General features: G+C 38.9%; 29 protein-coding genes and 1 pseudogene. 11 read left to right on the forward strand and 19 right to left on the reverse strand.

Going from position 1 to position 22,124, the window contains the following annotated elements; translation table 11 throughout:
- Positions 1 to 351: 351 nt before the first annotated feature.
- Together D7Y06_RS14990 and D7Y06_RS14995 are read right to left on the reverse strand one after the other, a co-directional pair.
- On the reverse strand, positions 352 to 813 hold the full coding sequence (locus tag D7Y06_RS14990) for a GNAT family N-acetyltransferase (protein ID WP_120408581.1): 462 nt from the start codon (positions 811 to 813) through the stop codon (positions 352 to 354).
- Positions 814 to 870: 57 nt separating this feature from the next.
- Positions 871 to 1,476 carry a class I SAM-dependent methyltransferase gene (locus D7Y06_RS14995; RefSeq protein WP_120408582.1) on the reverse strand — a complete coding sequence of 202 codons (606 nt, stop codon included), beginning with the start codon at positions 1,474 to 1,476 and terminating at the stop codon, positions 871 to 873.
- A gap of 287 nt (positions 1,477 to 1,763) precedes the next feature.
- On the opposite strand from D7Y06_RS14995, the gene D7Y06_RS15005 reads away from it, so the two are divergent.
- Positions 1,764 to 2,003: a DUF6061 family protein gene (locus D7Y06_RS15005; protein WP_120408583.1), complete on the forward strand. Its 240-nt coding sequence runs from the start codon at positions 1,764 to 1,766 to the stop codon at positions 2,001 to 2,003.
- A gap of 207 nt (positions 2,004 to 2,210) precedes the next feature.
- Here the strand turns inward: D7Y06_RS15005 and D7Y06_RS15010 are convergent, their stop codons facing one another.
- The 8 genes and pseudogenes from D7Y06_RS15010 to D7Y06_RS15045 form a co-directional block, all read right to left on the reverse strand.
- Entirely contained in the window at positions 2,211 to 3,905 is a 1,695-nt protein-coding gene (locus D7Y06_RS15010; RefSeq protein ID WP_120408584.1) for an ABC transporter ATP-binding protein, read from the reverse strand.
- Between the two features lie 264 nt (positions 3,906 to 4,169).
- Positions 4,170 to 4,514, reverse strand: coding sequence for a hypothetical protein (locus D7Y06_RS15015; protein ID WP_120408585.1), 345 nt, complete (start codon positions 4,512 to 4,514; stop codon positions 4,170 to 4,172).
- Between the two features lie 82 nt (positions 4,515 to 4,596).
- Positions 4,597 to 5,367: a hypothetical protein gene (locus D7Y06_RS15020; RefSeq protein ID WP_120408586.1), complete on the reverse strand. Its 771-nt coding sequence runs from the start codon at positions 5,365 to 5,367 to the stop codon at positions 4,597 to 4,599.
- Between the two features lie 111 nt (positions 5,368 to 5,478).
- Entirely contained in the window at positions 5,479 to 6,213 is a 735-nt protein-coding gene (locus D7Y06_RS15025) for a helix-turn-helix domain-containing protein (protein WP_120408587.1), read from the reverse strand.
- Between the two features lie 111 nt (positions 6,214 to 6,324).
- The gene (locus D7Y06_RS15030; protein ID WP_120408627.1) at positions 6,325 to 6,558 is read right to left on the reverse strand and encodes a helix-turn-helix domain-containing protein; all 234 of its coding nucleotides are present in this window, start codon (positions 6,556 to 6,558) and stop codon (positions 6,325 to 6,327) included.
- Positions 6,559 to 6,692: 134 nt separating this feature from the next.
- Positions 6,693 to 7,082: pseudogene (locus tag D7Y06_RS15035) on the reverse strand (transposase); the annotation flags it as partial.
- The gene (locus tag D7Y06_RS15040; RefSeq protein ID WP_120408588.1) at positions 7,081 to 7,212 is read right to left on the reverse strand and encodes a helix-turn-helix domain-containing protein; all 132 of its coding nucleotides are present in this window, start codon (positions 7,210 to 7,212) and stop codon (positions 7,081 to 7,083) included. The gene D7Y06_RS15040 and the pseudogene D7Y06_RS15035, both read right to left, overlap by 2 nt.
- Complete coding sequence (locus D7Y06_RS15045) at positions 7,196 to 7,504, reverse strand: hypothetical protein (RefSeq protein ID WP_243119351.1); 309 nt, start codon at positions 7,502 to 7,504, stop codon at positions 7,196 to 7,198. The genes D7Y06_RS15040 and D7Y06_RS15045 overlap by 17 nt, the downstream gene beginning before the upstream one ends.
- Before the next feature lie 208 nt (positions 7,505 to 7,712).
- On the opposite strand from D7Y06_RS15045, the gene D7Y06_RS15050 reads away from it, so the two are divergent.
- The gene (locus tag D7Y06_RS15050; RefSeq protein WP_120408590.1) at positions 7,713 to 7,892 is read left to right on the forward strand and encodes a hypothetical protein; all 180 of its coding nucleotides are present in this window, start codon (positions 7,713 to 7,715) and stop codon (positions 7,890 to 7,892) included.
- Positions 7,893 to 8,053: 161 nt separating this feature from the next.
- On the opposite strand, the gene D7Y06_RS15055 is transcribed toward D7Y06_RS15050, so the two are convergent.
- Entirely contained in the window at positions 8,054 to 9,358 is a 1,305-nt protein-coding gene (locus tag D7Y06_RS15055; protein ID WP_120408591.1) for a sensor histidine kinase, read from the reverse strand.
- Positions 9,359 to 9,399: 41 nt separating this feature from the next.
- Entirely contained in the window at positions 9,400 to 10,086 is a 687-nt protein-coding gene (locus D7Y06_RS15060) for a response regulator transcription factor (RefSeq protein ID WP_120408592.1), read from the reverse strand.
- Positions 10,087 to 10,485: 399 nt separating this feature from the next.
- Here D7Y06_RS15060 and D7Y06_RS15065 point away from each other — a divergent pair, with 399 nt between their 5' ends.
- The 5 genes from D7Y06_RS15065 to D7Y06_RS15090 all read left to right on the forward strand — a co-directional run bounded on the left by D7Y06_RS15065 (position 10,486) and on the right by D7Y06_RS15090 (position 15,343).
- Entirely contained in the window at positions 10,486 to 11,157 is a 672-nt protein-coding gene (locus D7Y06_RS15065) for a hypothetical protein (RefSeq protein ID WP_147415683.1), read from the forward strand.
- An 18-nt stretch (positions 11,158 to 11,175) separates the two neighbouring features.
- Positions 11,176 to 12,393 carry an ABC transporter permease gene (locus tag D7Y06_RS15070; protein ID WP_120408594.1) on the forward strand — a complete coding sequence of 406 codons (1,218 nt, stop codon included), beginning with the start codon at positions 11,176 to 11,178 and terminating at the stop codon, positions 12,391 to 12,393.
- Positions 12,394 to 12,396: 3 nt separating this feature from the next.
- Positions 12,397 to 13,845 carry an ABC transporter permease gene (locus D7Y06_RS15075; protein ID WP_120408595.1) on the forward strand — a complete coding sequence of 483 codons (1,449 nt, stop codon included), beginning with the start codon at positions 12,397 to 12,399 and terminating at the stop codon, positions 13,843 to 13,845.
- Positions 13,846 to 13,857: 12 nt separating this feature from the next.
- A complete protein-coding gene (locus D7Y06_RS15080; protein ID WP_120408596.1) occupies positions 13,858 to 14,505 on the forward strand; it encodes an ABC transporter ATP-binding protein in 648 nt (215 codons plus the stop codon).
- A gap of 487 nt (positions 14,506 to 14,992) precedes the next feature.
- Positions 14,993 to 15,343 carry a sigma-70 family RNA polymerase sigma factor gene (locus D7Y06_RS15090; protein ID WP_243119346.1) on the forward strand — a complete coding sequence of 117 codons (351 nt, stop codon included), beginning with the start codon at positions 14,993 to 14,995 and terminating at the stop codon, positions 15,341 to 15,343.
- A 361-nt stretch (positions 15,344 to 15,704) separates the two neighbouring features.
- On the opposite strand, the gene D7Y06_RS26005 is transcribed toward D7Y06_RS15090, so the two are convergent.
- On the reverse strand, positions 15,705 to 15,845 hold the full coding sequence (locus D7Y06_RS26005; protein ID WP_158591384.1) for a hypothetical protein: 141 nt from the start codon (positions 15,843 to 15,845) through the stop codon (positions 15,705 to 15,707).
- 86 nt (positions 15,846 to 15,931) lie between these two features.
- Between D7Y06_RS26005 and D7Y06_RS15105 the strand changes: the two genes are divergently transcribed.
- Entirely contained in the window at positions 15,932 to 16,465 is a 534-nt protein-coding gene (locus D7Y06_RS15105; RefSeq protein WP_243119347.1) for a type II toxin-antitoxin system PemK/MazF family toxin, read from the forward strand.
- Between the two features lie 91 nt (positions 16,466 to 16,556).
- On the opposite strand, the gene D7Y06_RS15110 is transcribed toward D7Y06_RS15105, so the two are convergent.
- The 6 genes from D7Y06_RS15110 to D7Y06_RS27990 all read right to left on the reverse strand — a co-directional run bounded on the left by D7Y06_RS15110 (position 16,557) and on the right by D7Y06_RS27990 (position 19,583).
- Entirely contained in the window at positions 16,557 to 16,916 is a 360-nt protein-coding gene (locus D7Y06_RS15110; RefSeq protein ID WP_120408597.1) for a GNAT family N-acetyltransferase, read from the reverse strand.
- Between the two features lie 113 nt (positions 16,917 to 17,029).
- A complete protein-coding gene (locus tag D7Y06_RS15115) occupies positions 17,030 to 17,383 on the reverse strand; it encodes a hypothetical protein (RefSeq protein ID WP_243119348.1) in 354 nt (117 codons plus the stop codon).
- A gap of 21 nt (positions 17,384 to 17,404) precedes the next feature.
- The gene (locus tag D7Y06_RS15125; protein ID WP_120408599.1) at positions 17,405 to 17,623 is read right to left on the reverse strand and encodes a hypothetical protein; all 219 of its coding nucleotides are present in this window, start codon (positions 17,621 to 17,623) and stop codon (positions 17,405 to 17,407) included.
- Between the two features lie 130 nt (positions 17,624 to 17,753).
- Positions 17,754 to 18,668, reverse strand: coding sequence for a penicillin-binding transpeptidase domain-containing protein (locus D7Y06_RS15130; protein WP_120408600.1), 915 nt, complete (start codon positions 18,666 to 18,668; stop codon positions 17,754 to 17,756).
- Positions 18,669 to 18,727: 59 nt separating this feature from the next.
- Positions 18,728 to 19,030, reverse strand: a complete 303-nt coding sequence (locus tag D7Y06_RS15135; RefSeq protein WP_120408601.1) for a hypothetical protein — start codon at positions 19,028 to 19,030, stop codon at positions 18,728 to 18,730.
- Positions 19,031 to 19,364: 334 nt separating this feature from the next.
- Positions 19,365 to 19,583, reverse strand: a complete 219-nt coding sequence (locus tag D7Y06_RS27990) for a hypothetical protein (protein ID WP_330566477.1) — start codon at positions 19,581 to 19,583, stop codon at positions 19,365 to 19,367.
- On the opposite strand from D7Y06_RS27990, the gene D7Y06_RS27995 reads away from it, so the two are divergent.
- The 3 genes from D7Y06_RS27995 to D7Y06_RS15150 all read left to right on the forward strand — a co-directional run bounded on the left by D7Y06_RS27995 (position 19,497) and on the right by D7Y06_RS15150 (position 21,979).
- The gene (locus D7Y06_RS27995; protein WP_334295002.1) at positions 19,497 to 19,913 is read left to right on the forward strand and encodes a hypothetical protein; all 417 of its coding nucleotides are present in this window, start codon (positions 19,497 to 19,499) and stop codon (positions 19,911 to 19,913) included. The genes D7Y06_RS27990 and D7Y06_RS27995 overlap by 87 nt on opposite strands.
- Positions 19,914 to 19,994: 81 nt before the next feature.
- On the forward strand, positions 19,995 to 20,699 hold the full coding sequence (locus tag D7Y06_RS15145; protein ID WP_120408602.1) for a LytR/AlgR family response regulator transcription factor: 705 nt from the start codon (positions 19,995 to 19,997) through the stop codon (positions 20,697 to 20,699).
- A gap of 2 nt (positions 20,700 to 20,701) precedes the next feature.
- Complete coding sequence (locus D7Y06_RS15150; RefSeq protein ID WP_120408603.1) at positions 20,702 to 21,979, forward strand: sensor histidine kinase; 1,278 nt, start codon at positions 20,702 to 20,704, stop codon at positions 21,977 to 21,979.
- Positions 21,980 to 22,124: the final 145 nt, after the last annotated feature.

Here is a 22,124-nt window from a genome sequence, read left to right on the forward strand (position 1 = left end):
AAATACTCTTACATATCTAATTCTTATCAGGAAAGTCTAAAGTTCATAGACACAAGATTTTTTACAGCCTCTTTAAGACACTGGCAGAAGAACTGCATTATCAACGCACTTCACGAATAACACTTATGAATGAACTCCTTACCTGCTATCAATACCTGAAAGAGCACAATATGCTGCTTTTATATGAGGCTTACCGTAATGGTGAGGAACTGCCATTTGACTGAGTTTCATACAATAAATACGGCGGTCAATTAAGACCGCCGAAAAAATCAAATTAATTTACACACTTTACTTGACAAACCCAAAATCCCGGCCTGTCAGTTCGACAACTTTGAAGTTATCTGTTTCGATTTACAATTCTTTTCCCATACAAAGAGATTCCGGCATATCTACATACGCACCATAATTAGAAATTTGCTTAAATCCTAACTTTGAATATACATGACAGGATTCCGCTAAAAGTTCTCCTGTTTCCAAAATCATTTTTTTATATCCTAGTTCTTTCGCCCACTCTATTAGTTTAGAAACCAGCTCTGTTCCTATACCCTTTCCTTGTTCATCTGGTATGACAAACACTCTTTTTAGCTCTACTGTATTTTCATCATAAGGACGTATCGAACCACCACCAATTGGATTATTGCCTCGATAAACAACTATCGCTTCGTTTATTTTATCAATTAGGTTATATTGAGCGTATTTATCTCGTTTAATTATTTTTCCAACTCTCAAATCTAAGTCCACGTCAAGCAATCTGCAATTTTCTATAAAATCTTTGTTATTCCCATCGCATCTTAAAAATACAATTTCACTCATCTTTGTCTTATCTCCCCAAAAATTCGATTTCCCAGTATGACAAACTGGAATTTGTAATTACTTTTTAGCTTTAAGAAACAATCCTTTATCTTTTCTATAAACCTGTACAGTTTTAAATCCAGAATTATAAAAAAATTTCTCTAACTCTTTTGGACTGTATACCCTCACATCTCCACTTTTTGATAAGGGAAACCAAAATTTATTTGCAAAAAATCTAAGTACAGTTCCAAAGTTAGGGTCAGCTATATACACTGTACCGTTTCTCTTTAAAATCCTTTTACACTCATTTACAAATCCTTGTGGATTATCAAAATGATGAAATGCGCAACATATCGTTATAATATCAATACTTTCATCTTTCCATTCAAGTGGATAACAAGGCTTTACTTCAAAATTCATATTAGGATAACGCATTTTTGCGGAATAAATCATGTTCTCTGATACATCTATTCCATTTGCTTGTATTTTTGCTTTTTTTGATAATTCCCTCAATAGAGTTCCATTTCCACATGCAACATCAAGAACGATATCACCTTCGCTCAAATCTATCATATTAGATAGCTCGTTAATATGAAATCTGGTATATTGTCCTTCTCTTGACGTATCATACTCAAATGCTATTTTATTGTACGCAATTCTTGATTCTTCTGTTTTTTTATTCATGTCATTTTCCCAAATTCCGATTGTAATTTGATGATTTTTAAGGGAAATATTAGTCATTATATTTTGTTATTAAAATTTTCGCCAACCCTTGAAAACACTAAATTTATCGCAGGTGAACTTTCCCTTAAAGTTTCCCTTGTGTTATATCTTCCCACAGGGCATTACGAACCCTGATAAGGGAAAAAATGAGGGAAACAAAATCACATAAAACATTATAACACAAAACATACGGGAATTGTGAACTGATTGAAATGCCTTCAAAAAATAATGAAAAGAGGACAGATAAAATGAATATGGTTTACGCAACATACAATATCCACCATAACAGCATTGACATCTATACTTATGCAGGCTACTTTTTACGGATAGACTGCAATAAAGCGGAAGAAGGGTTGGAAATTACTCCCTGCTCTGAATGTGCCTTAAATGCTCTGGCAATAGACGAACCTCTTGAATATGTAAGATTGTATCTTGAAGGAAATATGCAGATGTGGGTGGATGCGGAGGATTCGTTAGAACTGTGGTAATTTCTTGTAAAACAGCAGAGTCCAAATTTATATTTGGTTACTCTGCTGTTTACTTTTAAGATGGCTATAATCTATAAGTCCAATATGCTAATCAACCTTTCCAATTTGTATTTCGGGTATAGAAAAGCAACACCTTTAATGAGTAAATTTTGGAGTTTCTTAAACAATAATTGTTTATCTTCTAAATAGATAAAATTACAGTCTCATTTAATTAGAATTTTCTTTTTCTTTCTTGTATAAGTCAAAAAAGTAACTGTTATTTTCCAGCAATTCATCAAAAGTCCCATTACCAACAATCTTTCCGTTTCTAAATACAATAATACGGTCAAATTCCCTAATGGAAGTCAGACGGTGGGCAACAGCAATCACGGTAGCATGTTTTATCTGTTCCAAAACATTTTTCATAACGATACCTTCGGTCACGTTGTCCAGTGCTGATGTTGCTTCATCTAAAACGACTATATCAGAATTATCAAACCAAAGTCGGGCTAATGCCAATCGCTGCTTTTCTCCACCCGATAAACAAGTTCCTTTCTCACCTATTTTTGTTTCTACACCTTTATCCAATGCGGCAAGCAATGACAACAGATGTGTTTTTTCAAGGCATACATGAATATCATTTTCTGAAACTTCCCTGTCAAACACAAGATTTTCTCTGATTGTGCCGTCAAAAACAGGAGTGTCCTGTGATAAATAGGATACTTTTTCATACAATGATTCCAGTGAAATATTTTTAAGTGGTTCGTCGTCAAAAAGAATATTTCCCTTATCATACTTGAGCAGTCCAACCAAAATTTTTGTCAATGTAGATTTTCCCGAACCCGATTCGCCGACAAATGCTATTTTTTCACCTCTTTTAATCGTCAGCCTGACAGATTGAAGCACCTCTTTGTTTTCATAGGAAAACGATACGTCCTCAACATGAATTTCGCTTAAAGGTGCAGGAAAATCTATGCCTTGTTCAAGCTGTGTATCTTCTTTCAAATCTAACAGCCCCGTAAACCGCATCCAAGCCGTTTTATTCAGTTTGTACTGTACATAAATAACGTTAAAAATTGCGATAGGAGTATATGCATTATCAATCAATGTGATTAAAGCGACTACAGAGCCAATGGATAAATGGTTGTTTCTCCATGCATAAGCTAAAATCCCAACATCTAAGCAGGTAACTAACAATGCAAATATGGTGAAAAACGCTTCGTGTATCATAGTCATTTTTACTTTTGATGATACAATAACACGCTTTGCCCCCAATGCCTTTTTTACTTCATTTGGAAATTGATGTTTCATGCGGAAAATCGGCATTTCCATAAAGCCACGCACAAGAAAATGGTTTAATTCTTCCTCGTTTGTCAGTATCTTTTCCTTTATCTGATACAATCCTTGCAGCAGAAGATTCGTTACCAAAAATACAATAATATATCCTGCCAAAAGAAAATATGTAATCGTTCTGTCTATTTTCCAGATAAAATATAGGCTAAAAAGAATTGTCGGCAGTAAATTTCTGACGACGCTAAACCAAAAGTCATAGAGAACACCTTTTCCTGCATTAGCCCCATTTTCAATCTGTTGAACCAACTTTCCTGTTCCTAACTTTTGGTATTCAAAATAATCCATTCTGCCAATCTTACGCAGTGCCAGTAACTTAAAATCCAGGTAAATCTCATTTCCAAGTTTGGCAGACGGATATTCGTCTATATAGTTTATTCCATAATTGATAAAAAGAATGGCACCATAAAATAAAATCCCATAAATGGTTATTGTTCTGTCTGTCAGTCCGTCTATAACCTTTTGAAAATAGTCAGCTTTGTAGTTTGACATAAAGGCATTGAATAAGCCGATTAACAGATAGACAATTACCCATTTCTTGTTATTTCTTAAAACTTCTTTCATATAACGCATAACTGTACTCCTTTTCTGAAATGACAAAAATTGTCATTCGATAATATTGTCATTAGAACAGTACAGTTGCAACTGTCAGCAGGTTCAATTATCCTCAGCACAATCTGCTAACAGTGTATCAACTGTACTGAGTAAATATCTCGGATATATTTCATAAATAAATTCACCTCCATTCTCTTTTTCCAAACAAAAAATCTTCCCATAAAGACAGCAAAAACAACCCAAATACTTTTGGGTATATTTTGCCATTCATGCGGAAGATTTTCAACATCCAACATTATTCAAATCGCAAATACGATTCTCAATTTCTTCGGTAGTAACACGCAAATGGACGAATTGAATTACTACCTCTACAAAATAGCATTTTTCATTGTTTTTGTCAATAACCTTTTTCTTGCAATCTCCATTATGATGTGGTAATTTATCTTGCCCTCTTATCCTTACTTTTTGAAGTGTGTTTCGTTTGTCTATCTGCATTTTCTCTTTGATAATTCTGTAATCGTTTGTAAATGCTATCTTCCCGCCTGTCAGCTTTGTCTTGATAATTGTCATTAGCTGTTTTAGCGGCAGCAAAGATTTTGTAGAAATCATGTACCGTTTGAAATCCATACCGTTTAACAATCCCCGGCAAACCGACTTTCAGAAGGTCTATTTCCTCGTTCTTGCGGTCAATCCTGTTTTGCAGTTCCCCTCAATTTGTCAGCTTTGCCAATCCTTTCAGGCTGTCACGTTCAAGTTCTAAAGCATTGCGCGCCCTCTCTGCGTCAAAGATAATCCCGTTTTGACGGTTCAGTTCCTTATAAATCTTCAGCAGCTTTGGATATGCGGCGGCTTCAGCGGACATAGCAGGCTTTGGAAGTATCTTTGGTGTTTCCTGATTTGTTTCTTTCGTTTGGGTTTTGTGCTGCGGCTCCTGTTTTTGTGCTGACGGATTGGCAGCCGGTTCTTTAAGGCGGCTATGCTCCTGCTTTGGCGTTTTATCCGTCTGCGGTATTATTTCTACCGTTCTTCCCCCGCTTGGCTCTGCAATCGACTGTAACAATTCTTTCTCAAAAAACTTTGCCGACAATTCCCTTGCCTTATCCAATACTTTAGAAATCAGCAATGCCAGTGCCGTAACAGCAGTCATAATAATACTTCCCAGACGTTCCGGCTGACTGCCGAATATATCAACCGATTCTCTGATGCGGTATGTGATATATTTTTTCTTTATCTGTTGCATCTCTGTTTCGGGAACTCCGCTGACGATTGCCCTGTCTACTTCACAATTCCAGCGCATACGCATTTCATTATCGGTCTGTATCTGTTTCGCTTTCGGGTTGTTTTTCCCTATCTTCTTGGTGGCGAGATACAATCCGCTGCTGTCAAACACATGAAGTTTTTCTTTGTCATCTTTTACAAGAAGATTGATAAGGTCGGTATAAAAATGCTTTACCTCGTCAACAAAATCCTCCTGCTTCAAAAGCTATGTTGGCCAGAGAAAGAAGCGGAAATGAAAACTGCCGTTGTGGGAATGGGCGTTCTTACAACGGCAGTTTTGGATAAGTATATATGATTTTTAAAGATGCCTGAATTATTGGCCTGTCTGAAAAAGCTCTACACTGTATTTGGCAGGATTATCTTTGTTGATGTAAACATTCGCATATAAATCTTCTTTTCGCGTAAATTGTGTCAAAACATAATAATTACTTACTGCTTTGTATTCCTTACCCTCATAAATAAACCGACAGGCAATTCTGCAAGTGACGTAGTTTCCTACTCTAATCCAGGCTGCCGGAAGCATATCCTCTATTTCTGAGTCCATACAAGCGCCTGAATGCTTCAGGTTTTTCAATTTATTCCTGTCATATACCAGCTTACTCATTGAAGCCAAAAACAATATCAGCCATACAGAAACATTGATTAACATGGGTTCCAATATAGTAGAATTAAAAAAATTCCCAACAAGACCAACCGCTAATTCAATTACTGCTACAAGCAAAGCGGCATTAGCACATATGGAGAATAAGTATTTTACAGGCTTAAGACTGGCAATTTGCTTTTCTTTGAAAAGTCTGGAAATATTTTCCTCCGCTTTTCCTTTGTATTCCTCCGCTGATATATGCTCACCTGAAAAAAGCTCGTTTAAACTAATACCCAAAGCATCGCACAAAGGCTGTAAAAGCGACATATCCGGCATTCCTCTTCCGTTTTCCCATTTGGAAACTGCCTGATTGGTAATCCCTAAAGTTTCTGCAAGCTGCATTTGTGTCAGATTTTTTTCTTTTCTGCACTGTGCAATAAAGGCACCTATTCTTTTCTGATCCATACAATAAATCTCCTTTGCTATATTTGTGACCGCAGTATATCAAAAAGAGAATCTATTTAGAACATATTAAGCGTTGATTCAATACTAAACGCTTAGTTGAGCGTCACAAATTCAGTTATTACCTGTCGAATCAGTACATTTTTCTTCATGTTCCAACTGTATCACATCTGAAATGTCACAATCTAAAGTTTCACAAATTTTCGTCAGCGTTTCCATACTGATGTGCTTTCCCTTTCCCATGTTGGCTATCATATTTGTGGTCAGGCCAGCGGCAAGCCTTAAATCCTCTTTCCTCATGTTGCGCTCTATCAGTGTGTGCCAGAGCGGTTTGTAGCTGATATGCATTTTTCTCCCTGCCTTTCTGCCCGGATGGGTGCTTGCCTCCATTATATCAGGTTTCTTGCTAACTCACAAATATTTCTTGACGGTATCGCCGGTTCCGTCTGGATTGTGCTTTTCCTTTCCTCTTTTGATTACCTCTAATTAGCCATAACCTGTGTGATACCTGCAAGAATCAGATCAGCATGCAGAGTCCTTTCGTTTTGAGTGCGGCGTCCTGCGAGACAGAGATTATCTTTGATGTGATTGATATCTCTCTCGACTACAGTTCTGGTTTTATAAGTATTATTCCATTCTTCGGTTTCACGAATGGATCCGGGATAAGCCCGAAGGTCTTTTTCGGGATAGATATAAACCATACGACCGCATTTTGAGGTGGTACATGGGTTTTCGCAATCGCATTGTCGGTGAGATTTTTGGGTGGATTTATCATAAACCCATTTCATCTTTGGGCAGATAAATTTAAAAGTTGGCAATCCGCTTCTCAAATGTGATTTGCTTCCTTCAGTTTTCATCGGAAGTGAAGGATCACGAAATATAGCTGTCATAATGATGTATAATAATCTGCATAGCTTCCGGGTCGCCCTTAGTGGCGGCTATGATTACCGGGTATGGTAGTAAGCCGCGCTCGTCCTGTTCGGTTTTACCAGTCTTTCCCATAAGTGTGTTCCTCCAAATAGCGTTTTAAGAGATCAAAAGAGCTTGTCCGGCGATATTGCACTGTGCTTCTCGGAATGTTTTGAAGTTTTGCAATCTCCGCGTCATTCATATCAAAGAAGTAGTACAACAGTACAGCTTCGTCATTTGCAAAGTATGTGTCATAGGTGCAAAGCTGATCTTCCTCCTGCTGTGTCAAGTCAGAAAAGCTAATTTCGCGTAACTGCCGACGCTTCATATCAACGTAAAACTGGCAGTTCAGAAAACCGTTGCGCTTGGCATAATCTTTCAGCATGGTTTTCTGTGTGCTGATACTCATGCTCTCGTTGTTCGTGCCGTCATCTCTGGAGTTGTCATTTTGGTGGAGAGCAGAAAACCGCATAGAATCAGCAGAAAAGCGTAACTACACCTTTTATCAATCCCCCCGCATAACACTCTTTTTACACCTTTGAATATAAAGCTATCTTCCTATACAATCAAACCATGAAAGGATGGTGTTGATTATGAGAGAAAAGAAAAACCATTTGTATGTAGACAGCCAAGAACGGAGCATTTTATTACATAGCCTTGTGGAGCTGAAAAACCAGCTCATACAGCAGGGCAGATATACGGACTGCGTTGACGAATTAATATTTAAGGTCGTAAACGCACCCGTCAAGAGAATGAAAATTGAATATGTCTAAGGCACATCATTATGAAGCCGCTTATTCTTATTTGTTTTTAAGAGTAAGCGGCTTTTTTTTGTGATTTGCAACAATGCAAAAGAAAACCAGAGGGCAATCCTCTGGCTCTTTTACCGTATAAATCGTTTCATTAGATTTTTCTAAGTTTTTTATCAATCTGACTATTTCAAAGGAAGTGTGACAAAGAATGTAGCCCCTCCCCCATCCGTGTCTTTACAGCCAACTTTACCATTCATCATTTTTGCAAGTTCGTCTGCTATACTAAGTCCTAATCCAAAATTTGATTTATCTGTCCTTGATTTGTCGGCGCAATAGAAACGGTTAAAAATATACGGTTTATCATCTTCGGTAATGCCTTTTCCGTGGTCTATTACGAAAAATGTGATATGTTTTGCCGTTACTTCTGTTTTAATTTCAATTTGTTTATTGTCGATAGAATAGTGGATGGCGTTCTCCATATAAATTGTCAATATCTGAAAGAGCTGTTCTTCATCCGCACAAAATTTAGGATAACTGGTTTCACTGATTTCCAAGCGCAGGCAGATTTTTTTACTGATGCAGATTGGTTCATAAGCTTCATATAATGAGATTAATAATGTGTCTATATCAATGGTATTTTTGCATATTGTCCATGATTTCGCATCAGAGGAAGCCAGAAGCAGCATATCCCTCACCAGTTTTGACATTCTCATGCATTCCTTGTCAAATATTTTAACCGATTTTCTAAATTCAGTATTATCTATTTGTAATTGTTCCAGCTTCTCTGCGTTTGCCAGAATAACAGCGAGCGGTGATTTTAATTCATGCGAAGCGGAAGCTATAAAATCTTTTTGGCTTTTCAACATTACCTCTGTTGGTTTTAATGCTTTCTTTATGAGCAAATAGCTCATTGTCGTCACAGCAATAAGGGAAAGACACCATAAGGAAACATAAAGGAAAGCCTGTTTTGTTAAAATATCAAATAAGGACTGCTGCCTGTAAATCAGTGACAGATGATAAGCTGTGTCATTTGGCGTTACAATCGTTGCAAGTATCCCTAAATAATCGTCATTTCTCGTTCCGTTAAACATAAAAACACCGCTTTGGTCTGTAGTCGGCTTGTTATCATTTGTTATTATAAAAGTATCCTCTTTATCTGTCTGTGTGCGGAAACGCTCTAAAAGAGTGTCTACATCAGTAGGAAAGTCAAAATCTGTTTGATATACCATCTTTCCAGAAGTATCTTGGATATAGCAAAATATCGGGGATTTATACTCATGGTAGGAATCTGCAATGGATTCAAAATTCTGGCTGTTATCTTCAAGTTGGTACATCATCTGCGTAACCATTCTTTGAAATAAAAGAACCTCACTTGACTGCTCCGTGTGGACGTAATTGTTGCAGAGAATTATCATAATTGATGTAATAATTAACATAATCACCGTTATAAAAATGGTGTTCAATTTTTTTGACAGTGGCTTCAGCATTTTTAACCTCCTTTTTTATGGCTCATATGCCATAAAAAATTTTATTTCTTTTTCTGGGTTAGGGAATACCCAGCCCCATATACGGTTTTTATTTCACAGCTACTCTTTAATTCCCTTAACCGTTTCCGCAGGAAAGAAATATAATTGTCAACATTCCCTTGTTCAACTTCCGATGACGTGCCCCATATTTTCAGTATAAGCTGCTCCCTTGAAAAAAGCGTTTCTGGGCTTTTCATAAAGACATATAACAATTCAGACTCTTTTGCTGTTAAAAAAATAGTTTTAGGGCTGCAAGTCAATTCACGGCTTGATTTATTGAAACGCAAGTCGGCATATTGAAGTATATCTTCTGCTTTTATTTGGCTTGGACGTCTTGTTAAAGCCCTTACCCGTGCAAGCAGTTCTTGGATATGGAACGGCTTGACTAAATAATCGTCAGCCCCGCCATCCAGTCCCTCTATCTTTTCATTAAGGGCGGTCATTCCTGTAATGATGATAACAGGAATCTGGATACCTTTTTTCCGCATAGCCTTAATAATCGTCAGCCCATCAATCACAGGGAGCATTCTGTCCACAATAGCTAAATCATAGGAATAATCTGTATGTAAGGCATACAGCATGGCAGTTTCTCCATCATTACAAGCATCAACCATATAACCGTTTTTCGTTAATTGTGATTGTATCGAGCTGCAAAGCTCTAAGTCATCTTCTAAAAGAAGTATTTTCATTGTTCAAACCCTCTCCTTAGTTTTATTTATTTTCTTAAAGCATATTTGACGAATATTTACTATTTCATGCTATTTGTAAATCTATATTGCACAAGTGCCTTGCTATGGGATATATATGGGAAACATAATAGCACCCTTTTCGCATATCTGCAATTTTGCCGCTATTTGCAATAATAAGTATTTTTTGATAGGACTATATAATCCGATCAATATCAGTATAATATGAAATCCTGTAAAAATCCTCCAAAAAATCCTTTATATTTTTTATGATTTTACAGGATTTTTAGCAGAGTTTTTCTATACAATGGCTTTGCAGCTTGATAACTTGAATGCCTTGCAGGGTATATAAAAATCATGACAAGAAATACAAACATATCAAAAGAAAGGCGGAAAAAAATTATGAAGAACAAAAAATTAATGCAGATGCTAATAGTTGGGGTAAGTATTTTTGCTTTGGCAGGTTGTGGCACATCGAATGACATGGGAACAAACAGAGAAAGAGAAACCAAAGATGTCTATATTGAAAATGACATAACAAATCCTGACAAAAAAGATGTTCCCAATGAAAACGATTCAAAGAATACTTCCAATGGGAACAATTCAAAAGAGACACCCGATGAGGAAAATCCAAAGAATACTCCTGATGAAAACAATCCGAAAAATACCCCTGATGAAAACAATTCAAAGAATACCTCCGATGGGAACAATTCAAATGTTGTCGGCAGTATGGATGCCGATGAAATGATTGCTGCATCCGATTTACAGGGAAGCGTGACAGGATTTTCAGACAATGGATGTACGATTACCCCTGTAACATCAAGTAATGATGGAGAGGCTGCCATTGCGGCGGATGGATACGAAGATGAAGCGGAAAAAATCAATATTAAATATGGAGATAACTGCATATTCCAAAGAGCGGTTATGAGCATAGCGACTGGAAAAGCCACAGTCAGTGAAGTTGCCAAAGCGGATATAAAGAAAAAAACATCCTTGCTGCTTTATGGAAGTTTTGATGATACAGAAAATTTTACGGCTACAAAAGCAGTGATTGTCCAATATGAATATAACTAAGGGAGGCGGAAAATAAACATGGCATTTTATCAGCTTGCGTTTCGGTATTTGAAGCGGAAAAAATCAAAAACAATCCTGCTGTTTTTTGTGCTGCTCATTGTGAGCAGCATGATATTAAGCACAAACATGATTCTCCGTGCAACGGCTGATTCAAAAGCGGCAATCGGTGAAAAAACAAAGGCAAAAGTTGTCATGGGTATTTTGAAAGAAGAAAACAAGATTACGTTAGACGACGTGGAATGGATAAAGGGTTTGGCTGAAGTCTCCACCGTAAATTGCTTAGCCAGAAACACTGCGTTTCCTGTAAACTTTCAATTGATTACAGGCAGCGATTCTACAGAAAAATCCAATCAGAAAGCATCTGTTCTATCCTATGACAATCTGGAAAATGACAGCGGATTTTCGGAAGGAGTGTACCGTCTTATTTCTGGCAGATATATTTCAGAAGACATAAAAGGAATTGTTATCAACTCTTATCTGGCGGACGCCAACCAATTAAAATTAGGCGACTTGATAGAATTGGGAAGTGCCAATGGGAAGCGGGTTTCCTTAGAGATTGTCGGTATCTTTTTATCTGGAAGTGAAAGCAAACAGCCAGAAGGGATGGATTCTGTAAACCGTATTGAAAACCAAATATTCATAGATAACAGTTCTTACTCGGATTTATTTGGAATGGACGGTTATGCCAAAGTTGCCGTTTATTGCAAAAATCCAGAGCAGTTAAGTTTATTAGAGGAAGAATTGAACAAATATTTATCTGATAAAGCAGATTCTACGACGTCGGATACCTTGTATCAACAAATGGCTCTGCCATTGGAACAGATTACCAGAGTTGCAAAGCTTATGCTTGCCCTGACACTTCTGGCAGGAACAACCATCGTATCGTTGCTGCTTTGTATGTGGATGCGGACAAGGCAAAGGGAATCTGCCATTTTTATCAGTATCGGGAAATCAAAAGCCAGTATTTTTTTACAAATATTTCTGGAATCATTTCTAGTCTTTGCACTGGCTGTCTTAGGTTCCTGTTGTCTGGGAAATTTTATGGCTGGCATTTTACAAGGTTTCCTTACAGATTCTGAAACAACGGACATTACTTTAGACATCTTATTGCGGTTTAAAGATATCGTCGTTCTGGCAGGTTTGGGAATCCTGCTTGTATTGGCGGCAGTCATAATTTCCCTGTTTCCAATATTAAAGACAAATCCCAAAGAAACTTTATCAAAAATGGAGGGATAGACAATGAACAGTTTTCAAATGGCGTGGCGTTCAGTCATACGCAAACCAGTCAAAAGCGTACTGCTGTTTTTTGTAGTATTGATTATCAGCCTGTTTTTTTTGTCGGGCATGGCTAGCCGAAATGCAAGCATTGCCACCCAGAATAAGACAAAGCAGGCGGTAGGCGCAGGATTTCTGATGGAAGCAAACGAAGAGAACAAGAGGGACAGGGCAGATGAAATTCTTGCAAAAAAGACCGATGGGGAAGAAGGAAATTTTGATGGCGTGACTGTTAAAAAAATAAAAACAGAATATGGGACGTCATGGCAGGTATCTTATGACAATTCGTTCCAGACGCTTTTAATAGGCGATATGGAAAAGATTGCCGCTGTTTCTGGCATTTCAGAATATAATCTGACAACCGCCGTCACGGCAGTAAATCCCGTGGATTTTTCCAGAATTGAGGATGATGATGTAGACCAGAGTTCTGATTTACTTTGTGTCAGCTTAATAGGCAATAAGGATATGGCATTGGATGCAAATGTCCTGTCAGGGAATGTAACAATTAAGGACGGACGGATGATAACGGAGGAAGATGCCAATGTATGTGTGATTTCAGAAGAACTTGCCGAAAAAAACAGCCTGTCGGTTGGAAACAGGATACAATTCAATGACCGCCGTGATGTAGAAAACTCAACCGTCTTTGCGGCGGAGATTGTTGGTATTTATACAGTTCAGCAGAAAATGACGCCTGTTATGGCTGGAGATACTTTCCGTTCTGAAAATATTATATTTACAGACTTAGGGTTTCCAGAAAAAGCCGAAGGAAGCACATCGGGGGCATTGTACGAAAAAGCATACTTCAAAGTGGCAGACGTGAACCAATACGATGAAATAAAAAAAGAGATACAGAAAGTGGATATTGGATGGGAACGCTATGATTTAATTGACAACAATGGAAACATTGATAAGATGTCCAAAAATTTCAATGATTTGGAGCGTGTCAGCGAAATATTAGTCATTGTGGTTGCAGGAGCCAGCCTAATCATCTTATTTTTAGTATTTGTTTTTTGGATGAAAGGGAGGGTGCAGGAAATTGGAATTTTATTAGCCCTTGGCACACCAAAGATAAAAATATTTGGGCAGATATTATTGGAAGCGTTCCTAATAGCTACTATTGCCATATTCCTTTCTTTTATGGCGGCTCCTGCCGCTTCTAAAATTACAGCTTCCTATCTTGTGCAGCAGCAGGCACGGCAGGCGGATGAACAGTCTGTCATAGATGAGGGAAAAGTTGCAAAATCGGCGGAGGATTCAGAGGAAACAGTTACTGGCGTTTCAGTCACCGTTACACCAGAACTGATGCTGTACGATTGGTTCGGCGTGGCGTTGTTGGTTGTAATATCGGTTGGGGCTGCCGGCATTCTGATAGCCCGTAAAAATCCAAAAGATATTTTCAGTGAAATTAGTTAGGAGGGCAAAAAGATGGTATTAGAAGTCAAAAATGTAAATTATGCGTATAAATCGCAGAAAGGAAAAGAAATTTTAAAAAATGTTTCTATGCAGTTTGAGGAAAAGAAATTTTATACGATTGTCGGTGCAAGCGGGGCTGGCAAAACGACGTTCCTGTCCCTGCTTGCGGGGCTGGATATGCCTGTAAAAGGAACAATTTTGTATGACGGTGAAGATATACAGGCAAAAGGGCTTAACTACCACAGAAAGCATCATGTTTCGTTGGTTTTCCAAAATTATAATTTGATTGATTATCTGACGACTGAGGAAAATGTGCGGCTTGGCGGAACAAAAACACCGCAGGATTTATTGGAGAAAGTAAATATTCCTTGTGAGGATTGGAAAAGAAATGTTTTGCAGCTATCAGGCGGTCAGCAGCAACGGGTTGCCATTGCAAGGGCATTGGCAAGCAACGCAAAAGTATTGCTTGCAGATGAGCCGACAGGCAATCTTGATGAAACCACGGCAGGGGAAATTATAGAATTACTGAAAAGAACGGCGCATGAGCTTGGAAAGTGCGTCATTGTAGTAACGCACAGCAAATATCTTGCAGCACAGGCAGATGAGATTATCATGATTAAAGACGGCTGTATAGAATCAGTTACAGAGCTGTCAGATTAACCAGCTACAAGAAATACAAAAATGATAACCCACCAAATAAAAAAACGATGTTCGGGTGGGCTGTTTCGTCATACCCTAACCACCCTCCGACTTCGCTTTTTGAAGTTTGGAGGGATTTTTATTGCCTGCAAATAGCAATTTCCATTTACATATATCATATCGGGGATGGGTGGACAGCCTGTTAAAAAAATCCTTGTCAGTGCAAGGGGGCTTTCTACCCAAGAAGTAGAAGTCAAATCTCTACATATAAGAACCAAAATATCTATAAACCGTAAAGGTACGACAGCCTTTACGGTATTTCTTTTGTCGTTTTTTGTTGGAATACGCCGTAAGGCTATTTCTTGCGTTGGATGCCGTTCACCGCCTGCCAATCTGGATTATTCAAAAAAATTCAGATTGGAGGCAACGGATTATGGCGTACAACAAAGCCAGAGAAGAAAGAAAATAGCGGCTATGGAAAGAAGCCGAAGAAAAGCAGCTTAGGAACTTGGGTGTCAGCGAGGGCGATATTGAAAAGCTCCGTGTCCATGATTGGGCGGTATTCAATTCCGACAGACGGTACTATGAGAAATTGCAGGATGCGGGTACATATCTTGAGGAAGTCGCAGAGGACACGGCACAGCCCGAAGTAAAAACAGTTGAGAAATTTTTGGACAGCATTGAAAACCAGCGGCTCTATCAAGTCTTGATTAAGGTGGACAGGCTTACCATCCAGATTGCCTTATGGAAAATGGATGGTTACAGCAGTATGGAGATTTCAGAGAAATGCGGCTTATCTGTAAGCGCAGTCAACTTCCGTGTCTGGCATCTCAGAGAAAAATTAAAAAATATTTTATAACCATCTAATATTTGTGGATTTCCCATCGGCTACTGGGTGAGAGGACAATAAAACTCTCACCCAGTTTTCTTGTGTATTGCGAAAACGGGACGGCTCTTTGAAAACCGAATACCCATTCACCAAATACATTCTCTTTGTGGCTGTAATAAGCATAAGCGTGTGCAGCGGTACGCCATGACCCGCCGAAAGGCAGTAAGCGAAAAATACCGACTGAAAATATCGGGCAGCTCCCGATTACGCCATGACCCGCAAAGAGGACAATGATACTCCCGTCCAGCCACAGTCCGAGCGGTAACCAGCCCGTCGCAGGCAATGGGGGCGGCTCTGTCAGACCGACAGTTGGGGTGTATTTCCCGTGGCGTCAGTTCGCTGCTGACCGTTTGGTGACTTCCCTTGCGTTATCACGCATCAGCATTTTCGGGGTGTCGGGGACAAATAGAAAATGCTCTCTATTCATAATCAAGCCAGATGCGGGGCGGTCAATGGAAAATGGGTTTTTCATACTCTCCCGACCTTAAACGCTCCCCTGCGTCTGGCTGTTACATAGGCGGCTCTTACCGCCTAAATTCCACAGGAGGTTCACATAACATGGAAAGAACATATAAAAGGGGCGATATGTATTACGCCGACTGGGGGAAAGGGATAGGCTCGGAGCAGGAAGGCTACCGCCCCGTCCTTATTATCCAGAATAACACAGGCAACCGCCACAGCACTACCGTCATTGTCGCACCCATCTCAAGCAAGGTTGATGTGAAGCCGAAGTTGCCCACCCACTACTTTATCGACGCTGAATGCGGCTTGCAGCTCCCTTCCATCGTGCTTCTTGAACAGCTCCGCACAGTCAGCAAGCAGCGGCATGAGGGGTATATCGGGCGGCTGGACAAAAAACATATCCATGGCGTAAACCATGCGCTGGCGGTCAGCATCGGTCTTGTCTCCCCCGTCCCAAACAGGCTTAACCTTTTTTGTTATCTGTTCCTCGGCTATCCGCTTGAATACCGTTTCCATTTTTTCAGTGCCTACATAGTGCCTTTCCACGATAATTTTTGTGAGTGGGTGCTGTCGGGTGGCTCTATGCTGTGTGTTGCTGTCTTTACTCATAAATCTGCTCCTTTACAATAAAATAGAGCGCATAGATTTTTTCTATACGCTCTGACGCTGTGTTACTTATTCAGTTGTGGTAGTGGTTGTTTAGGCAAACTAGAATTTGACGTTATACTCGTTTTATCATATCTATGCACCAATCTTCATACTTCCCTTGATTGCCCTGTTCATCGGTATATTCATATACACCGTCTAAGTGTAGTTCACCGACCGCATGATATCCTAATCTTTCATACAATCTCTTTGCCGCAGAATTATCCGTTGGATTTACATCAAGTCCTAAATAGAGAATTGCGCAGTTATTGATAAACGCGCCAAAATAAACTGCTTTTCCGTTATTCTGTTGCTGAAATCTATTGGCATGTATGGAAGCATCACTTTTCACCAATAACAAACTATCTAAATCACATTCTTTCACTATCCTGATTTGATACGATATAGAATTTATTTCATATAATTTTTCCTGCATATTTGTATTCCTCCAAATTCTTTTTATCAGGGTGATTACAGCACGACTAATCTTTTGGTTCAAACTGCGATTTATATGTCTAATAGAATACCACAATCACATGCATATTTCTATCAAATATTCATTAAATTAGTTCCTTTAATCGGTTTAGTTTCTGCCCCCTTTGAAAGATGTACCGTTTCCAACTGCTGGTATTTCTGCTCCCTGTCCTCTGTAAATTTCGCAAGGCTCTCAAAGCTGTCTATCTTCCTTGTCGTGATGAATTTCTCCGCATTGTCGGCTGACTGCAAGGCGGTTCGGTCAGCTATTTTTCTTAAATGCTTTCCGCTGACAATCGGCAAGTCAAGCCTGCCTTTTCCCCTTTTGGCTGCCGCAAGGCAGACAACGCCCTCCGCAGGAGTCCATGCAAGTGAAACTTGCCCCTCGGAGAGCGCACATACCACCTCTGGTGGTATATCTGTGCGCACCCCGTAAACGGGGTGAATACGTTACCTCGGCTTTCCAGTTCCGTTGCCCTCGTCATAGCGGTAGCAGTCGGGGAAATACTTCACGATAATACCGCCCATGATGTACTTGTGATGGTTCTCGGCTTTACGTTTCTTCTCGTTCTGTTTTTTCTTCTCATTGGCTACACGCTGTTGTGTCTGTTTCAATGCCTGCAATGCCTTTTCTAAGTTTTTGCTTGTGTCATTTTTGCTCTCAATCATTTCTGAAACCTCATTCTTTCTGTGGCTGTGTTAATAGTTTCTGAAAATAAAAAAGGTAGCTGATTGTCTGTTAAGATAATCGCTACCTAAAGGTAAACAATATTACATTTCGTTTCAAATTTATTATTTTCTATACCTCATTACTTAAAATACTGATTGCTATTTCCTTTGCCTTATTTCCTGAAACTACTTCTCTATTTTGCATATCATCAAGATAAATTGCAAAGTAAATTTTATTATCACTTTTTTCAATATAGCCAACAAACCATGCTTTACCGTCAGTTCCCGAACCTGTTTTTCCATACAAAGAACCATTATCAAGTTCTGCTATATACATAATATTTTTTAATTCTTCCAAATTGTCAGTACTAAAATTATTCTTACTGCCAAAAATATAGTTCAGCATAACTACTTGTTGTTTTGGAGAAATTTCTAACGATGATTCTAACCAAAATCCATTAAGCTCTGGCAATGAATTAGTTTCACTTCCGTTCCATTCGGATATATCACAATTTCCATACTGTATTTCTTTCAGCATAGCATGAATATTTTCTTGACCAACCATATCTACAACTTGCCGAAAATACCATACACATGAAGTTTCAAATGCTTCTTTTAAGGTTAAATTTGAATTCCATGTGTCAATGGGGTATTTTACACCACTATATTCCATTGTGGAAGTTTGGTTTTCAAGCACATTATTTTCCAAACCTGCCAATGCAGATATAATCTTGAATGTTGACAACGGCGAAACTTGCTTTTCACATTTCTCTTTGCCGTAAAGAAAATATGTGTCTGATGATTCATCATACATTACAGCACAACCGCTAATTCCTTGAAAGTAATCAGAATAATCAACAATATTATCTGTCACAATAGGTGTTTCATTTTCTTTAACGGTTTCCGTACTCTGTATACTTTGGTTTTCTTCTGTTTGCTGTTCTGCCGTAATAGCATTATCCTGTTGCTGTTCACTATTCATCTTTGAACAACCTGCAAGCATAACAGATAATAGCACTATCACTATACCTTTGGCTTTTTTCATGTTACCTCCTCTTATATGTCCAACTGCTATGTAACTTTTTCATATTATCATATACCCACTTATATTTCTATAAAAAAATCCTTAATATTTTTTCCTTTATTTCTCTTAATCATCATCTGCCTTGCCCGTTCCCTCTGTTCGGTGCTAACTGCCCTCGGCTTGCGGTAACTGACGTGTGACTTCGGAAAGGAATAGGTCTTAGATACCTCGTCCTGCCCTGTCAGCTTGTATGTGTCGGGAAAGTCGGCAACCAGCGTGTCAAGTTTCCGCATAACTGCCTTATCCCTTGTGTAGAGGGTGGCGGTCTGTTCTCCTGCATTGTAATTGACAACCGTTTCCTGCTCGTATCGGGAAAGTTTCATATCCCCCTCGTATAATAAGTTTATAGCCAGTCAGAACAGGCTATAGACTTATTCTTTTTTGATATAGATGCAGGATGATTTCTAAGAGGGCTCCCTCTCCATCCCTTCCCATTTATACAGTTAATAGTTACCAGTCTCAATTCTTTCTACATAGATGTGAGGATATTCTGATGGAGGTCTGGCGAGGTTCTCCCTTTCTCCCATAATGCTGGTTCATCCTGTCTCATCTAATGTTTTGTTGCTTACTACTTTTTACCAGAGCCTCCCGGTGCTATAATGGTTCCCAGTGGAACTTGGGCTAAGGCACTGCTTCGTTCCCCCTGCAAAGCATCCGCTATTGCTTAGAAAGCATGCAGCCCGCACCGCCGTACCTTGACTGCTTACACAAATGCTGCACCGCCAGGTCCAGCCTCCAGCAGGGTATTTTAACTCCCTTGATAAGAATGACGGCATTGATTCTTTCGTCATCGCTGATTTTGCAAGGGTCGGGCGCATCCATACCGAACCCTGGCGGGGCGTACAGTACCTCGCACTCCAGCGGCTTACCAGGCACAGGCTCCATATCACGGAATGCATCTCCAGGGAGAAGACCTACATGCTGAACAACATTTTCCTTAAGTTCAGCGAATTTGCCATGCTCAATAAAGACGAGCATCCCTTCTCTGACAAATATGGCGCCACAGCTGAAGCAGTCCTGACGGACTACCTTTCCACGGAGGACATCGTGGACGCGTCCGTGGAGGATCTGGTAGCTTTCATCAGCTCCAAAAGCCTTGCTGAGCTTCTCAATGCTGTGTGCTGGTGTCTGGGCTTGCAGGGTTCCGGGCGGCATATCAAGGCTCTTTCCCTCAAAAGTAGTAAATTGGTAGTAAATTCAGCTTGAAATCCTGCTTGTATGTCCGTAAATCAAGGCTTTTTTGAGATAATCAACCATTTTAGCGTAAAAAATATTACGAGGTGCAGTATGTATAACATTGGAATTTGTGATGATGGAGAGAACATTTGTACATCTATTGAAAATATGCTTTTGCAATATGCACAAGAAAAGAATGTTCAAGTCGATACAAATATTTGGTATACAGGAGAAAGCTTAAGAGACTATCTGGCATCAGGCGGATATCTGGATCTTCTTTTTCTGGATATAGAGCTTTTTAAAATGACAGGTATTGAAGTCGGTACTTATATCAGAAACCAATTGGATAATATGGGATTGCAGATTGTATATATTTCGGGAAAAGCATCCTATGCACAGCAATTATTCAAAACACAGCCTTTGGATTTTCTGATTAAACCAATCTTGCAGGAAGAGATTAATGAAGTTATGGGTATGGCACTCAAAATTGCAAAAAAGAGAAATGAAAGGTTTGAATTTCAACGGGGAAAAGATTACTATTACATTCCTATGGGGGATATTGTTTATCTTGAAAGCAAGGGGCGTAAGGTAAAGGTTGTAACCATGAAAGCAGCATTTGAATTTTATGGCAAACTAAAAAATGTTGTGAAATGCCTGTCAGAGGATTTTATTGTGATACATCAGTCTTATATCATAAACAAAGAATATGTTTTCCGATACACATATGAGATGGTGGAATTGGTAGATGGCACGATATTGACAATCAGTCTGGCAAATCGAAAAATTGTGAGAGATGAACTTTTAAGGGAGGAATAGATATGCTTGATTTTATGATTTGTGCGCTGACCAATCTTTTTCGGATATTTCTGATTGGCAGATGTGCGTCAATCTTTTTGGGGGTAGACGTAGACAAAAAGAAAAAACACATTGTCTATGGTTGTTTTTATGTTATAAATACTGTGTTATTTTGGGAATTTCACACAGTATGGATTAATATGATATGTAATCTGATGGGAATCGGTGCAATCGTATGGTTGTATACGAAGTCCGTCAGGACAAATCTGTTTATAACCGGTACGATTTATTTGGTAAATTGCGGCTGTGATGTGGCAGCTACATCCTTATTTGTCAATTACCGGGATGGGGGAGCCTATAATCAAATTTATGCAGTCATATCGTTTTTTCTGATTTTCATGTGTGAGTTAGTGATAGAAAAAATAATTACAATTCATAAAGATGCAGAGGATGCTCAAAATATTTCGTTGGTGCTGATGCCCATATGCAGTATTATAGTCATAACTCTGTTGGTTTATACTGATACGTGTACAGACATAGGGCTTACCATTGTGAGCATTGGTCTGTTGATTGCAAATTTTCTTATGCTGTATCTGTATAATTTATTGCTGCATTCTATTTCACAGCAATATGAGATGGAAATGCTGAAGACGCAGTTACAGGCATACGCAAACCAACTGAATGTTGTTCTGAGGGGAGAAGAAAAGATAAAAGCCTTACGGCATGATATAAAACACCATCTCAGCGAATTGATGCTGTTGGCGAATAAACATGACGTAGCAGAAATACAGAAGTATATTGATGAGATGAATTCATTTCTCAAGAATCCCAATGAGATTGTTGCATCTGGAAATCTGGAGATTGACAGCGTACTCAATTTTATGCTCCAAAAGGCTGAGAAGGAACTGAAAACTGTGGATATAAAAGTAATGCTGCCGGAAAAAGTCAGACATTCTTTTGATATCAATGTTATGTTGGGAAACCTGCTTGAAAATGCGATTGAGGCAGCCGGCAAGACGGAAAATAAATATCTGAGCGTTCATATTAAATTGAAAAGAGGGATTCTAAAGGTAAAAATTGAGAATAGTTTTGAATCCTCCTGTATCTTGTGCGAGGAACAGAATAGAAAGGATACGATCTTAAAGACAACGAAGCCTTTTACGGAACAGCATGGAATCGGATTGAAAAATGTGAAGAAGATTGTGGAGAAGTATAATGGTACAATGGCAGTCACGGCACAGGAGGGCATATTCTGCGTCAATCTGCTTCTGTATATGGCAAGAATGGAAAATGGGCTGTAAAGGCAAATAAAAATACTAAAAAATAATAGGAACAATAAGAGTATGGCTATATTCCGGTCATGCTCATATCAATTTTTACAAAAATTTATATTAATTATGACAAGAAACGGCACAGCGTTCATTTTCGTGATAAAGTCATTTTTCG

This window comes from Roseburia sp. 1XD42-69 (genome assembly GCF_003612565.1).
GTDB lineage: Bacteria > Bacillota > Clostridia > Lachnospirales > Lachnospiraceae > Roseburia_B.